Raw genomic sequence first — 13,359 nt, forward strand, 5'->3', positions numbered from 1 at the left:
GACTCCACTGCGGAGGAGGTCATAACCGGCACCTATCCCGTGACACCGATTACGTCTTTGTGTGAGCCAAATCCCGGTGTCAGACTTTTTTGCAGAAGCCGGTAGCCCGGCAGCGCCGAACCAGGAAGCCTCCGCAGAGCCTGTTCGGACACACTCCATCACCAGCGCAGCTGATCCCTTGGCCCCGGCGGGCAAGGCCGCTGCTAATCACCCCAGGAAGGCAGATAATGGGACCCACAGTTGATCTCGTCGCAGATCTTGGAGAAGGCTTCGGCGCCTTCTCGATGGGCGACGACGCGGCCTTGCTCGAGGTGGTTTCCAGTGCCAACATCGCCTGCGGCTTCCACGCCGGTGACCCGGACATCATGCACGCCACAGTCGCTGAATGTGTCCGCCGCGGCGTCAGCATCGGGGCACACCCGAGCTTCCCGGACCTGCGTGGCTTTGGCCGGCGCGCCATGGACCTGACGGCCGACGAGGTCCGCAACGACGTCCTGTACCAGTTCGGTGCCCTGAGCGCCTTCGCCGCGTACCACGGCACCAGCGTCGCCCACATTGCACCGCACGGACGCCTGGGCAACCTCGTTGCCACCCGCCCCGACTACGCAGCGGCCGTAGCCGACGCCGCCGCCCGCCTGAACCCCGGCCTCATCGTCCTGGCACAGGACGGCGAACTGGCCTCCGCCGCTGCCGAACGGCAGCTCCCAGTGGGCATCGTCGGCATCGCCGACCGCGCCTACGAAGCCGACGGCACCCTGGTGCCCCGCGGCCGGTCCGGCGCCGTGATCCACGATCCTGCCGCCATCGTGAAGCGCACCGTGCGGATGGTCTGTGAGGGGCTCATTGAGACCGTCACCGGCACAGATCTGCCGATTGTTGCCGACACCGTCCTCCTGCACGGTGACACGCCCGGCGCCGTGCAGCTGGCCCGCCAGGTCCGCGCCGAACTGGAGAACGCCGGAGTGACCATCGCCCCGCTCGCCCAGGTTCTTGCCGCCAAAGAGGCCAAAGAGAAGGTCGCCTGACATGGCTGCCACCCCAAATCCAACTCCCGTGGAGATCTTCGAGTCCGGCGATTCGGCCCTGCGGGTCGTCGCCTCCTCCGCTGACACGGAGGCCAACTGGAACACCGTCCACTCCCTGGCCCAGTGGCTTGAGACTGCAGGGGCCGACGGCGTACACGGCGCAGTGCCGACGTACGACTCGCTGCTCGTGGAATTTGACCCCGGGGTCACCTCGGCGCGCCAGGTCCGCGCATTCGTCCTCCTTGGCATGCGCCAGCTTGAGCACGTCGGTGCCCCCGCCCGCACGCCCCGGGCGTTCAGCGTTCCGGTGGTTTACGGCGGCGAGTACGGCCCGGACCTGGAGCGCGTTGCCGAGCACGAGCAGCTCTCCGTGGAGGAGATCATCGCCCTGCATACGGCCAAGTCCTACGTCATCCGTTGTCTCGGCGCCCCTGCGGGTTCACCCATGATGGACGGCCCCGATTTTCCGCTCCCCGTTCCGCGGCTGAAGGACCCCCGGTTGTCCGTTCCGGCAGGCGCCGTGGCCGTCGCCGGCCGCCAGGCCGTCATCGCCCCGGCGGTGGCTCCCGGCGGATGGTGCGTCATCGGCCAGACCCCGCTGACCGTCCTTGATGCAGCCAGCGAGCCGTTGGTTCCCTACCTGCCCGGCGACCTCCTGACGTTCCGCCAGATCCAGCCGGAAGAGTTCGCTGACTATGCGGGGCGGAAACTGGAGGCGGCACGATGAGCGGATCTCTGGTCATCCAGCAGCCCGGAAACTCCGTGGTCACGGACCTGGGCCGTTTCCGCGGTCCCCGGTTCGGCCTTCCCGTCAACGGGGCGCTCGACCAGTTCTCCGCGCGGGCGGCGAACATCCTCGCCGCCAACGCCGACAACGCCCCGCTGCTGGAAATAACCGCCCTGGACTTCCGCATGCAGGCCACCACGGACCTCCTCATCGCCGTCACCGGCGCACCGCTGACCCTCACGGTCGGCGGGCGCGAATGCCCGCAGTGGGAACCGGTATCGGTGCGTGCGGGGGAGACCGTGGCGGTGCGCCGCATCACCGGCGGCCTCCGCGCCTACATTGCCGTCCACGGTTCGGTCGAGGCACCGGCGCTGCTGGGAAGCTGTGCCCCCGATACGGTCATCGGCTTCGGCCTTCGGCTCTCCGAAGGATCCGAGCTGAAGACCTCCAGGAGCGTCGGACCAATCCGGCAGCCATACTTTGACCTTCCGCTGTTCCGGCTTGGGCTGACCCGGCCCGTGTTCAGCAGCCGGGCGGTCATTGACGTCACGGACGGTCCGGACGTTGAAGAATTCGGCGCCACAGCAGAGCTGCTGTTCAACACCGAATACACCGTCAGCGCCCGGAGCAACCACATCGGGCTGCGCCTCGGCGGGGCGCTTCCCGAACGACAATCGTCGGCCGAAGTGCTGTCGCGCGGCGTTCCGGTGGGAGCCATCGAGGTTCCCTCCAGGGAAGAGCTGCTGGTGCTGCACCGGGGACGCGGAGTCACCGCTGGCTATCCCGTCCTGGCAGTGGTCACCAGCCGCTCGCTCGACACCCTCGCCCAGGCCCGGCCGGGGCACACCATCACCTTCCGCAAGACCACCGTCCCCGAGGCCACAGCAAAACATCGGGCGGCACTAAGGGAACTGGAAAACCTCCGTTCCCGAGTCAGCACTGTCTTCGCCCTCCTGGGCATCGGCAAGGATCCCGGATGGCCGGAACTCGTACCGGCCGCCGGCGGCTAAGGATCCCCGATGACCTCCCCTCGAACCAAGTCCAAGTTAGGAATGAAAATGTCTACATCAACGCGTGCGGGTGCCCCCCAGCATGACCGCCTCGATGCGAGGCAGACCCGGAAAGTCGTCACCGCCGGGTGCGTCGGAATCTTTGTGGAGCTTTACGACAACGGCATTTTCGCCTTCATGGCCGGAACGCTTGCGCTCGTGTTCCTGGCACCTGGCAACCCGGACAACGCCCTGCTGTTCGTCTTCGCCGGTTACGCCGTGTCCTTCTTCGTCCGCCCCCTCGGCGCTGTCGTCTGCGGCATCCTGGGAGACAAGATCGGACGCCAAAAGCTCCTGGTCTTCGTCATCCTGCTGATTAGCATCGCCACCGCCGGCATCGGGCTCCTGCCCGCTTACTCGGCGATCGGCATCGCGGCCCCCGTGCTGCTGGTGTTGCTTCGTCTGCTCCAGGGCTTCTCCGTTGGCGGTGAGGCTGCCGGCGCCATGACCTTCCTCGCCGAGCACGCCCCCGAAGGCAAGCGCGGCATCATCACCTCGTACGCCCAGATCGCTTCCTTCGCCGCCCTGCTCACCGGCACCCTGGTTGCCTTCTCCATGTCCCCGTGGCTTACCGCAGCAGCGATCGACGGCGGTGGCTTCGGCGCGTTCGCATGGCGCATCCCGTTCCTGGTCGCCATCCCCATGGGCGTCATCGGCTGGTACATCCGCAAGGCCATCGCGGACACCCCCAACTTCGTGAAGCTGAAGGAAGAGGGCGGCTTGTCCAAGAACCCCCTCAAGGAAGCCTTCGCCTCCGCCGAACACCGCCGCGCGATGCTGCTGGCCCTGTTCATCCCGCTCATGAACGGCTCCGGCTACTACGTTCTCTTCTCCTACATGCCCACCTTCCTCAAGGGCAAGCAGCTCAACTTCACTATCGGTGAGGCCCTCCTCGTCACCGCCTGCAGCCTGGTGGTCATCTGCATCGCCATCCCGTTCATGGGCGCCCTCTCCGACCGCATTGGCCGCAAGAAGGTCATCGCCGGCTCGGCCATCGCCATGGCTGTCCTGGGCATCCCCTCGTACGCACTCATCGCCACCGGCAACATGGCGCTGGCCATCCTGGGCGCCTGCCTCATGGCCGTCGTCTTCGCCGGGCACACCGCGGTGATCCACATCCTGATCGTGGAACTGTTCCCCACCCGCGTCCGCTACTCGGCCTACGGCCTGGGCTACAACATCTCCTCGGCGCTCTTCGGCGGAACCGCCCCGCTGCTGATGACCTGGCTGATCTCGTCCACCGGCAACGTCTACATGCCCGCCTTCTACGCCGTCATCACGGCCCTGGGCACCCTCGCCGCCGTCAGCACCGTCAAGGACCGCGCGCACCTTCCGCTGCGCGACGCCTAACACTTACTACTGCACAACCAGGAGACTTACATGCCGTTTTCAGACTACTCAACCGCCCTCGTCACCGGCGCCTCAACCGGGATGGGTGCCGCGATCGCCGAGCGCCTCACCAAGCGCGGACTCACCGTCCACGCCGTGGCCCGCAACGAGGAGCGCCTGAAGGAGCTGGCCGACAAGACCGGCGCCATTCCCCACGTCGTCGACCTGACTGACACCGCGGCCCTGACTGCCGCCGTCGGAAATCTCGAAATCGACGTCCTGGTGAACTGCGCCGGAGTGTCCCGGCCCGGCAACATCCTGGACTCCTCGGAGGACGACATCGACGAGCTCATTGACGTCAATCTCCGCGGCCTGCTCCAGCTCACCCGCCTGGTCCTGCCGGGCATGGTGGAACGCGACCGCGGCCACGTCATCAACATCAGCTCCATCGCCGGCCTGTACAACTTCTACGGCCACACGGTCTACCACGCCACCAAGGCAGCCGTGCACCAGATCTCGCGCCAGCTGCGCAACGACACCGTGGGCAAGCGCATCCGTGTCACCGAGATCTGCCCCGGACGCGTCGAGACGGAGATCTTCGGCCGCAACATGGGCGGCACGCCCGAGGCCATGGAAGAGGCCTGGAAGACGTACTACGAGGGCTACGAATCCCTGACTACTGACGACATCGTCAACGCCATGGATTACGCCATCGAAACGCCGCGCCACGTGAACGTTGGCATGCTGGAACTCATGCCCACCTTCCAGGTCCCCGGCGGGCTCACGTTCGACCGGCGCTAACCGCCACGGACCCGCAAGAGTCCGCCCGCCCAATCCGTCCAGCTCCACAGAAACAGGTTTCCGATGCAACCAGTACGCACCGTCAGCTTCCCCGACCGGCAACTGCTCGCCGATCTCGCACCCCTTCCGGAGGGGCTGAGAGGTGTCGTCTGGGACATGACGTCGGACCCCGAAGACGCGACGCTGGGAGAGATCGACGGCGTCATCCTCCCGTACATCAACGCCGGCGCGGTTCTGGGATCGCTCGCCCGGGTGGACGAACTGAAGTTCGTCCAGACGCAGTCCACCGGATACGACGGCGTCATTGAGGCCGCCGGTCCGGCGGCCGGCGTCGCCAACGCCTCCGGCGTCCATGCGGCGGCGACGGCGGAACTGGCGGTCGGTTTGATCCTCGCCAAACTGCGCGGCATCGACCAGGCCGTCCGCGACCAGCAGTACGGCCTCTGGCGGCCGGAACGGCGCCAGTCCCTCGCGGACCGCCGCGTGCTGCTGGTGGGCGTCGGCGGGATCGGCCACGAGATCGCCCGCCGGCTCGAGCCCTTCGAGGTCACGGTCACCCGCGTCGGAAGCACGGCGCGGACCGACGAGCACGGCGAGGTCCACGGCTCCGCGGACCTGGCCGCGCTCGCCGCCGCGCACGACATCCTGGTCACGGTTCTGCCGCTGAACGACCACACCTACCACCTGATCGGCGAGCAAGTCCTCGCCGCCCTGCCCGACGGCGCCCTCGTGGTGAACGTGGGGCGCGGCCCGGTGGTGGACACGGCAGCGCTGACCAAGGAAGTCCTGTCCGGCCGCCTGCAGTGCGCCCTCGACGTCGTCGATCCCGAACCGCTGCCGCAGGACCACCCGCTGTGGTCCACGCCCAACGCCCTGATCACACCCCACGTTGGCGGCAACGCGTCCGCGTTCCAGCCGCGGATCCTGAAGCTCCTGCGGCGGCAGCTCGAAGCACTGGCCGCAGGACATACCCCCGCCAACCTGGTTCAGAAGGGCCCCTTCGCATGACGTCGCTTTTTGATTTGACTGGGCGGGTTGCGTTGGTGACGGGTTCGAGCCGGGGGATTGGTCATGCGTTGGCGCGGGCGTTGGCTGATGCGGGTGCGACGGTGGTGCTCAACGGTGTGAATGCTGAGCGGCTGAAGGCTGCCGAGGCGGTGATGGCGGCCGAGTACGCGCCGGGGCGGGTGCATGGTGTGGCGTTTGATGTCACGGATGACGCTGCGGCCGCGGCGGGTGTGGCGTGGGTGGAGGAGCATGTGGGCCCGTTGGAGGTCCTGGTGAACAATGCCGGGATCCAGCACCGGGTGCCGATGCTGGATTTGGATGTGGCGGATTGGGAGCGGGTGATTTCCACGGATTTGACCAGCGCGTTCCTGGTGGGGCGGGCGGCGGCCCGGCACATGATCGGGCGGGGGCACGGGAAGATCATTAACATCTGTTCGGTGCAGACGGACCTGGCCCGGCCCACGATCGCGCCGTATGTCGCGGCGAAGGGCGGGTTGCGGAACCTGACCCGGGCGATGACCGCTGAGTGGGCGGGCGCTGGGCTGCAGATCAACGGGATCGCGCCGGGGTATATCCATACGGAGATGACGCAGAACCTGGTCGATGATGAGCAGTTCAACGCCTGGATCCTGGGCCGGACCCCGGCGGCCAGGTGGGGCACGGTGCAGGATTTGGCCGGGCCGGCGGTGTGGCTGGCCTCGTCCGGGTCTGATTTTGTGAACGGGCAGACGATCTTTATCGACGGCGGAATGACGGTGGTGGTCTGATGACACACACGGCAGCTTCAACAACAGCAGAGGGCACGCTCAAACTCCCGGTATCGGGCCCGGCGGTGGTCGCGCACGCGAAGGGGGACCTGCGGGTCGAGGACGTCCCGCTGACGGCTCCGGCGCCGGATGAGGCGGTGGTGGAGGTGCTGTACGGGGGGATTTGCGGGTCGGACCTGCATTACTGGCTGCACGGCGCGGCGGGCGAGTCGATCCTGAGGGCCCCGCTGGTCCTCGGGCACGAGATTTCCGGACGGGTGGTCCGGGCCGCGGGGGACGGAACCGGCCCGGTTGCGGGGACGCCGGTGGCGGTGCACCCGGCCACCCCGGGCCCCGGTGAGGGTCCTGACGCGCCGCGGTATCCGGCGGAGCGGCCGAACCTGTCCCCGGGCTGCACGTACCTGGGTTCGGCGGCGAGGTTCCCGCACACGGACGGGGCGTTCAGCCGGTACGTGAACCTGCCGGTGCGGATGCTCCGCGCCCTGCCCGAGACCCTGGATCTGCGGACCGCGGCGCTGGTCGAGCCCGCGTCCGTTGCCTGGCACGCGGTGGCCCGGGCCGGGGACGTGGCCGGCAAAACGGCCCTGGTCATCGGGTCCGGCCCGATCGGGGCGTTGGCGGTCGCTGTCCTCAAACGCGCCGGCGCGGCCCGGATCGTCGCGGTGGACATGCACGCCAAACCGTTGGAGATCGCCGCGGCGGTCGGCGCGGACGAGGTCCTGAACGCCGCTGACACGGAGGCGATCAGCGCGGTCCAGGCCGACGTCGTGATCGAGTCCTCCGGGAACCACCACGGCCTGGCCTCCGCGGTCCAGGGCGCGGCCCGGGGCGGGACCGTGGTCATGGTCGGGCTGCTGCCCACCGGAGCCCAGCCGGTCCTGATCTCCCTGGCCATCACCCGGGAACTGGACCTCAAAGGCTCGTTCCGGTTCAACGACGAAATCGACGAAGTCATCACCGCCCTCGCCGACGGCACCCTGGACATCGGCCCGGTCATCACCCACGACTACCCCGTCACCGAGGCCCTCAAAGCCTTCGACATCGCCCGCAACTCCGCCCAATCCGGCAAAGTCCTCCTCAACTTCACCGGCTAAGCCGGGGCCACCTATGGAAAGAACAACAATGATCACGAACCTGCCGCCCCTGGTTGTCATGGGTGTCTCCGGCTGCGGAAAGTCGACCGTCGGTGCGCTGCTGGGCGAGCGCCTGGGCGTGCCCTTCTTCGACGGGGACGACTTTCATCCGGCCGCCAACAAGGCGAAGATGGCAAGCGGCACGCCGCTGAACGATGAGGACAGGGCGCCTTGGCTCGCCGAAATCGGTGCCGCGCTGGCAACATCCGGCGACGGAGCAAGCACGCGCATCATCGCCTGCTCGGCGCTCAAGCGGAGCTACCGGGACCTGCTGCGCAGCTTCGCACCTGACCTGGTCTTCATTTACCTTTCCGGCGAGGCCGCCACCATTTCGGGCCGGATCAGCGGCAGGGCGCACGAATACATGCCCGGCAGCCTCCTGGCTTCACAGCTTGCGACGCTGGAGCCGCTGGGGCCCGACGAGGTGCATATTCCCGTGGATATCCTCGGCGATCCAACATCGCTGGTGGAGCGCATCGTCCGCGAGCTGGAACTTTCGTAGCCCTACCTCTGGGGCAGGATCCCGGTTCCCGCGCCCTTGGCGAGTTTCAGTTCGGTGTTGATGATTTCCGCGGAGCACTGGAACTGCGCGTTGCAGCTTTGCAGAACGACCGTAGCCGCGGCCGTGCCCTCGTTGAACGCCATCACGTTGGGAACCACCCGGATGGTGACGGTCTGGGCCTTCCTGGTGCAGCTGAGCTGTTCATTTCCGATACCGCCGGCGATCCGTCCGTCGCTGACCCTCTGGGTGAGCTGGATGACGGGCACGGCGATGAGCAGGGTGGGGTCGGTATCGCAGACAAAGGTCACTGGAATATCGACGGCGGCGCCGTCGGCGACGAGGATTCCGGGTCCTGCGCTGACGAGTGCCGCGGGGGCCGCGTGGGCGGGGGCGGCGATGCCCATGAGGCCGGCGGCGAGTGCGACGGCGGCGAGGCGGCTGCTGGTGCCTAACATCAGGTTTTCCTTGGATAAAGGGTGCTGTGAATGGAAGCGTGGCGTCCTGCGTCGCCGTGGCCATGCCATTGCTGCGACCGGGAGCCGGATGTACGGGGCCAGGCGTGTAAAGGCCATGTGCCCCTGACGGCGGCACCATTTGGGGTGCCGCGCTGTACTGCCAAACATCCGGCGCGGCCGAAAGTCCGGCTGGCCGCACCATCTCACGGACCGATAGCGCTGACAAGAGCCAAATGAAAAGGAAGCGGACGACGGCGGGAGGTCCCGCCGTCGTCCGCTTCCCATTTGCGCGTTCGTGGTTAGTGCCAAAGGCTTAGTGCCGAAGGCTTAATGCCACAGGCTTAATGCCAAAGCCCGAGGGCGAACTCCGCAATCACGGTGGACAGCAGGAACGATGCGGTGACTGCCACCAGACCCACCGGGATGATCTTCCAGCCGATGTTTTTCAGCAGCGGAATGTCCTTGCCCAGGGACAGGCCGGCGAGCGTCAGCATGACCGTGGCGATCGAGAGGAAGTCCACCGACTTGATGGGGCCGTTCAGCGCCGCGGCGCCGAAGAACCAGGGGCTCGAGATGTAGGCGCCGATGGTCGTGATGTAGACGATGGCCGAGATCTTCTTGGTGAGCCTGGCCAGGGCAATGCTGACCAGAACGAGGGCCAGCATGATCGCGTACCCGGCGACGATGGTCAGGCTGAATCCCTTGGCCGCGATCGAGGCCGTGCCGATGCCGAGGACGGTCAGCACCGAGAGGGACAGCCACAGCGGAAGGTGCATGGCCGCCGACGATTCGGCAACCCGTTCGCGGAAGCGGCGGTTTTCCTCCGCCTGGGCTGCTTCCGTGGCCGAGTCCGCACCGCCGGAGTCCGCGCCGCCGGTGCTGCGCTGGGTGTCCGCATGCTGTGCCGGGGCGCCGGCCGTGACTGCAGCCTCTTCCCGGCTCTGCCTGCGGGTGAGGACCCGGTAGAAACGGTCCGCCAGCGGCAGGGCGAGGTAGATGCCGACGTAGACACCCAGGATGGTGGTGATCAGGTTGGAGATGGCCGCCATGCCCAGGACGGCCTCCTGATCGCCGGGGTAGGCGGCGATGATGCTGGCGGAGGACGCCGCCATCATGGACCCGGACCCCACGCCTGCACCCATGGCCAGGGCCAGGGGATCGAAGATCTTCCAGTTGGACACGAGCGAGGTCAGCAGCGTGATGTAGACGGCGCCGAACAGGGTGCCGAAAACGTACATGGCCAGGACGCCGCGGTATTGGTCGGAGTCGGGGCCGTATTTTTCGGAGACCATTGCGAAGGACGGTTCGCGGTCAAGGGAGAACGTGGCTCCGACCGTCGCCTTGCCCATGCGGAGCAACACGGCCAGCGGGAGCGCCAGCGCGATGGTGCCCAGCAGGTGGCCGACCTCCTGCAGCAGCAGCGCCGGGCCCGCCTTGAGCAGGGTGGGAAGGCTGGGCCCGATGTTGAACGCCAGCCTGGCCACGAGGAGGAGCACGGCAACACCGACCAGGGCGGCCGCGACCCGCTGCAGGTCCAGGCCCAGCGGCTTGAATTTCTGGACCGAGACCAGCAGGCCGAGGATCAGGCCCCAGACCATGGGGAAGATAACGATCGCGCCGATGCCCACGTCGATCTTCGCCTGGCCGATCAGCTGGACTGCCAGCGCAATGACGAAGGCCAGCGCGGCAATGGGAAGCGTGAGCCGGATACCGGCCTTGTCTGTCCGCGCGGGTGTTGTGCTGGTGCTCATGGTGTGCCTTCCTGTGTGTCCGTCCGACGGCTAAAGGCCGCTCTGATCAGGCGTGCCCTTTCGGTGGGGGTGGTGGCCGCGGCGGCGACTGTCCAGGACAGCGCGGTGGCTGCCTCGAACATCACGGCGTAGGCCTCCGGGGAGTCTGCCAGTGCGGCAAAGGCGTGGGAGTGGATGGGGACGTCCGCGCCGGGAATGCTCAGCCAGGGATGCAGGCTCGGGATGACCTGGGAGATGTTGCCCATGTCCGTGGAGCCGCCGCTGATGCCGGCCGAGGGCGAGGTGTCCTTGCCAAACACGTCCATGGCTTCGGTCCAGTGCGCGGCCAGGGCATCGTCCTGGATCAGCGGTTCGTAGAGCGGTTCCGTGTCCTCGATGGCCAGCGTGGCGCCGGTGGCCAGCGCGGCCCCTTCAAAGCAGCGGCGGACGCGCTCCAGCAGCGCTTCGTATTCCTTCAGCGTGAAGGCGCGGCATTCAAACTCCACCACCGCCCGTTCCGGAATGATGTTGGTGACGTGCCCGGCCTCTGCAACATACATTGCGATGCGGTGGTCACCGGGGATCTGCTGGCGCAGGAGCCCGACGGCCACCTGGCTCAGCACGGCGGCGTCTGCGGCGTTCACGCCCTGGTGCGGGGCGGCCGCCGCATGGGCGGCTTTTCCCGTGAACGTCGCCCGGTACCGGCCCACAGCCTGGGCGCTGGTGCCTGCGGGGTTATACGTCACCCCGTCCTGGACGGGATGGACCATCAGGGCCAGGCTGACGCCGTCGAACGCGCCGCGTTCGAGCATGAGCGCCTTGCCGCCGCCATGTTCCTCGGCGGGCGTTCCGATGGTCTTCAGGGTGATGCCCAGCTCGTCGACGAAGGGCCGCAGCGCCAGGGCAGCGGCGACGGAGGCGCCCGCGATCAGGTTGTGGCCACAGGCGTGCCCAATGTCGGGCAGCGCGTCGTATTCCACGCACAGGGCCACCGTCAGTTCGCCGCTGCCGGCGCTGGCGGTGAAGGCCGTGGGGAGGCCGCAGGTGCCGAGTTCCACCTCGAAGCCGCCCGCGGCCAGCAGGTCTGCTGCCGCGCCGGCCGAGTGGACCTCCTCGAAGGACACCTCCTTGAGGGCGTGGATTTGCTGCGCCATTGCCAGGGCCCGCGGTTTCCATTTGCTAACGCCCTCGGCAAGAGCCGTGCGGAGGGCTGGTGTATCTGTCGGTTCCATGAACATGCCTGCCCTAGTAGGAGAGGGACGGGAAGGGGGCACCCGCTGCACGGGTCGGCACCCAGATGGCCTTGGTCTGCGTGTACTCGTCCAGGACGCCGGGACCGGAGGAGCGCCCGTGGCCGGAGTCCCCGAAACCGCCGAACGGAACGGCCACGTGGATGGTCTTGTAGGAGTTGATCCAGAATGTGCCGGCGTTCACTTGGCGCGCCACATGATGGGCGCGGGAAACGTCCGAGGTCCACACCGCGCCCGCCAGGCCGAAGTTGGTGTTGTTGGCCCGGGCAATCGCCTCGGCTTCCGAGTCGAAGGCGTCGGCCCCGACGACGGGCCCGAAGACTTCCGTGGTCTCCAGGCGGTTCTGCGGCGTCACACCGTCGAGCAGGGTGGGCATCACCCAGTGGCCCCCGGCCAGAGGCGACCCGGCCAGAGCGTCGGGAAGCGTTCCGCCCGTGACCCGGCGTCCGCCGTCGTTCATTCCGGCCTCGATAAGCGTGGTGACGGTGGCGAACTGCTGCGCCGTGATGATGGGGCCCACCTCGGTGTCCGCGCTCAGCGGGTCGCCGACGCGCAGCCGTGCGGCTTTTTGTGCGACCAGTTCGACGAACTGGGCGTGCACGCTGCGCTCCACGAGGAGCCGCGACCCCGCCACACAGGACTGCCCGGCGCCGGAGAAGATCGCCGCGATGGCGCCGTCGGCGGCGCGTTCCAGGTCCGCATCAGCGAACACGATGTTGGCGCTCTTGCCGCCGAGTTCCAGCAGCGCGGGTATGCCGGCCTGCGCGGCCGCGACGGCAACCCGGCGGCCGGTGGGAACGGAGCCGATGAAGCTGACTTTGCCGACGCGCCGGTCGCTCGTGAGTGCCGCGCCCACGGTCTGGCCCAGCCCCGTGGCCACGTTGAACACGCCTGCAGGCAGACCGGCCCCGTGCGCCAGCTGCGCCAGCCGGATGCTGGAGGCTGGCGTGAATTCGCTGGGTTTGATGATCACGGCGTTGCCCGCGGCCAGCGGAGCCGCGGAGTTCCAGCCGGCGGTGAACAGGGGCGCGTTCCAGGGGGTGATGGCGACGACGACGCCCCAGGGGACCCGTTCGGTGTACGTGTGCCAGGGGCCTGGTACGGGGATGGTCTGGCCGGTCAGTTTGTCCGCCCAGCCCGCGTAGTAGCCGAACATCTCGGCCACCTTGGCGGCCTCCGCGCGGGCGTCGCGGATGGGCTTCCCGGTGGTGGCTGACTCGAGAATGGCCAGTTCCTCCGCGTGCACTTCAATGGTGCGGCTGACGTTGCGCAGGATGGCGGCCCGTTCGAACCCGTTCATTTCGCCCCAGGTTGCTGCCCCGGCGACTGAGCTTTCAAGGATGGCGTTGGCGCCCTCGGTGCCGGGGTCGGCGTAGGTGGCGAACGGTTCTCCCGTTGCGGCGGCGGTGAGCGTGATGGTCTCGCCGCTGCCGGGGACTGTCCTGCCGTCAAGGAATGCTCCGAGCCCGGCCGGGAACGCGGCGTCCAGGACCGACCGGGCGGTGGCCGCTGACGAGGAAGTGGGTGCTGTGGTGGTGCTCAATGTGGCGATCCTCTTTGTTGTCTGAGTCTTTTGCTTCGGG

General features: G+C 67.6%; 13 protein-coding genes. 9 read left to right on the forward strand and 4 right to left on the reverse strand.

Features of this window, described 5'->3' with window-relative positions; translation table 11 throughout:
• Positions 1–227 precede the first annotated feature (227 nt).
• From AC57BR_RS18240 to AC57BR_RS18280, 9 genes are all read left to right on the forward strand, one after another.
• Positions 228–1,025 (forward strand): LamB/YcsF family protein, encoded by a 798-nt coding sequence (locus AC57BR_RS18240; protein WP_496363085.1) that lies wholly within the window; start codon positions 228–230, stop codon positions 1,023–1,025.
• A gap of 1 nt (position 1,026) precedes the next feature.
• On the forward strand, positions 1,027–1,752 hold the full coding sequence (locus tag AC57BR_RS18245) for a 5-oxoprolinase subunit B family protein (protein WP_496363087.1): 726 nt from the start codon (positions 1,027–1,029) through the stop codon (positions 1,750–1,752).
• Positions 1,749–2,762 carry a 5-oxoprolinase subunit C family protein gene (locus AC57BR_RS18250; RefSeq protein WP_496363089.1) on the forward strand — a complete coding sequence of 338 codons (1,014 nt, stop codon included), beginning with the start codon at positions 1,749–1,751 and terminating at the stop codon, positions 2,760–2,762. Before AC57BR_RS18245 ends, AC57BR_RS18250 begins: the two co-directional genes overlap by 4 nt.
• 48 nt (positions 2,763–2,810) lie before the next feature.
• Positions 2,811–4,151: an MFS transporter gene (locus AC57BR_RS18255; RefSeq protein ID WP_496363091.1), complete on the forward strand. Its 1,341-nt coding sequence runs from the start codon at positions 2,811–2,813 to the stop codon at positions 4,149–4,151.
• 30 nt (positions 4,152–4,181) lie between these two features.
• Positions 4,182–4,931 (forward strand): SDR family oxidoreductase, encoded by a 750-nt coding sequence (locus AC57BR_RS18260; protein WP_496363093.1) that lies wholly within the window; start codon positions 4,182–4,184, stop codon positions 4,929–4,931.
• Positions 4,932–4,994: 63 nt separating this feature from the next.
• Positions 4,995–5,939: a 2-hydroxyacid dehydrogenase gene (locus AC57BR_RS18265; protein WP_496363095.1), complete on the forward strand. Its 945-nt coding sequence runs from the start codon at positions 4,995–4,997 to the stop codon at positions 5,937–5,939.
• Positions 5,936–6,706 carry an SDR family oxidoreductase gene (locus AC57BR_RS18270; protein ID WP_496363097.1) on the forward strand — a complete coding sequence of 257 codons (771 nt, stop codon included), beginning with the start codon at positions 5,936–5,938 and terminating at the stop codon, positions 6,704–6,706. Before AC57BR_RS18265 ends, AC57BR_RS18270 begins: the two co-directional genes overlap by 4 nt.
• Positions 6,706–7,800 carry an L-idonate 5-dehydrogenase gene (locus tag AC57BR_RS18275; RefSeq protein WP_496363099.1) on the forward strand — a complete coding sequence of 365 codons (1,095 nt, stop codon included), beginning with the start codon at positions 6,706–6,708 and terminating at the stop codon, positions 7,798–7,800. The genes AC57BR_RS18270 and AC57BR_RS18275 overlap by 1 nt, the downstream gene beginning before the upstream one ends.
• A gap of 28 nt (positions 7,801–7,828) precedes the next feature.
• On the forward strand, positions 7,829–8,341 hold the full coding sequence (locus tag AC57BR_RS18280) for a gluconokinase (RefSeq protein WP_496363101.1): 513 nt from the start codon (positions 7,829–7,831) through the stop codon (positions 8,339–8,341).
• A gap of 2 nt (positions 8,342–8,343) precedes the next feature.
• On the opposite strand, the gene AC57BR_RS18285 is transcribed toward AC57BR_RS18280, so the two are convergent.
• The 4 genes from AC57BR_RS18285 to AC57BR_RS18300 all read right to left on the reverse strand — a co-directional run bounded on the left by AC57BR_RS18285 (position 8,344) and on the right by AC57BR_RS18300 (position 13,319).
• Entirely contained in the window at positions 8,344–8,796 is a 453-nt protein-coding gene (locus tag AC57BR_RS18285; protein ID WP_496363103.1) for a hypothetical protein, read from the reverse strand.
• A 341-nt stretch (positions 8,797–9,137) separates the two neighbouring features.
• Positions 9,138–10,547, reverse strand: a complete 1,410-nt coding sequence (locus AC57BR_RS18290; protein WP_496363105.1) for a DUF3100 domain-containing protein — start codon at positions 10,545–10,547, stop codon at positions 9,138–9,140.
• Positions 10,544–11,758: an amidohydrolase gene (locus tag AC57BR_RS18295; RefSeq protein WP_496363107.1), complete on the reverse strand. Its 1,215-nt coding sequence runs from the start codon at positions 11,756–11,758 to the stop codon at positions 10,544–10,546. The genes AC57BR_RS18290 and AC57BR_RS18295 overlap by 4 nt, the downstream gene beginning before the upstream one ends.
• Before the next feature lie 13 nt (positions 11,759–11,771).
• Positions 11,772–13,319 carry an aldehyde dehydrogenase family protein gene (locus AC57BR_RS18300; protein WP_496363109.1) on the reverse strand — a complete coding sequence of 516 codons (1,548 nt, stop codon included), beginning with the start codon at positions 13,317–13,319 and terminating at the stop codon, positions 11,772–11,774.
• Positions 13,320–13,359: the final 40 nt, after the last annotated feature.

Source organism: Arthrobacter sp. BGA-UO-ETr-C19 (assembly GCF_059568005.1).

Excerpts from the sequence above, each read along its gene's own strand:
- AC57BR_RS18240 (WP_496363085.1), top strand. The coding sequence starts at position 228 with ATGGGACCCACAGTTGATCTCGTCGCAGATCTTGGAGAAGGCTTCGGC.
- AC57BR_RS18245 (WP_496363087.1), top strand. The coding sequence starts at position 1,027 with ATGGCTGCCACCCCAAATCCAACTCCCGTGGAGATCTTCGAGTCCGGC.
- AC57BR_RS18250 (WP_496363089.1), top strand. The coding sequence starts at position 1,749 with ATGAGCGGATCTCTGGTCATCCAGCAGCCCGGAAACTCCGTGGTCACG.
- AC57BR_RS18255 (WP_496363091.1), top strand. The coding sequence starts at position 2,811 with ATGTCTACATCAACGCGTGCGGGTGCCCCCCAGCATGACCGCCTCGAT.
- AC57BR_RS18260 (WP_496363093.1), top strand. The coding sequence starts at position 4,182 with ATGCCGTTTTCAGACTACTCAACCGCCCTCGTCACCGGCGCCTCAACC.
- AC57BR_RS18265 (WP_496363095.1), top strand. The coding sequence starts at position 4,995 with ATGCAACCAGTACGCACCGTCAGCTTCCCCGACCGGCAACTGCTCGCC.
- AC57BR_RS18270 (WP_496363097.1), top strand. The coding sequence starts at position 5,936 with ATGACGTCGCTTTTTGATTTGACTGGGCGGGTTGCGTTGGTGACGGGT.
- AC57BR_RS18275 (WP_496363099.1), top strand. The coding sequence starts at position 6,706 with ATGACACACACGGCAGCTTCAACAACAGCAGAGGGCACGCTCAAACTC.
- AC57BR_RS18280 (WP_496363101.1), top strand. The coding sequence starts at position 7,829 with ATGATCACGAACCTGCCGCCCCTGGTTGTCATGGGTGTCTCCGGCTGC.
- AC57BR_RS18285 (WP_496363103.1), bottom strand. The coding sequence starts at position 8,796 with ATGTTAGGCACCAGCAGCCGCCTCGCCGCCGTCGCACTCGCCGCCGGC.
- AC57BR_RS18290 (WP_496363105.1), bottom strand. The coding sequence starts at position 10,547 with ATGAGCACCAGCACAACACCCGCGCGGACAGACAAGGCCGGTATCCGG.
- AC57BR_RS18295 (WP_496363107.1), bottom strand. The coding sequence starts at position 11,758 with ATGGAACCGACAGATACACCAGCCCTCCGCACGGCTCTTGCCGAGGGC.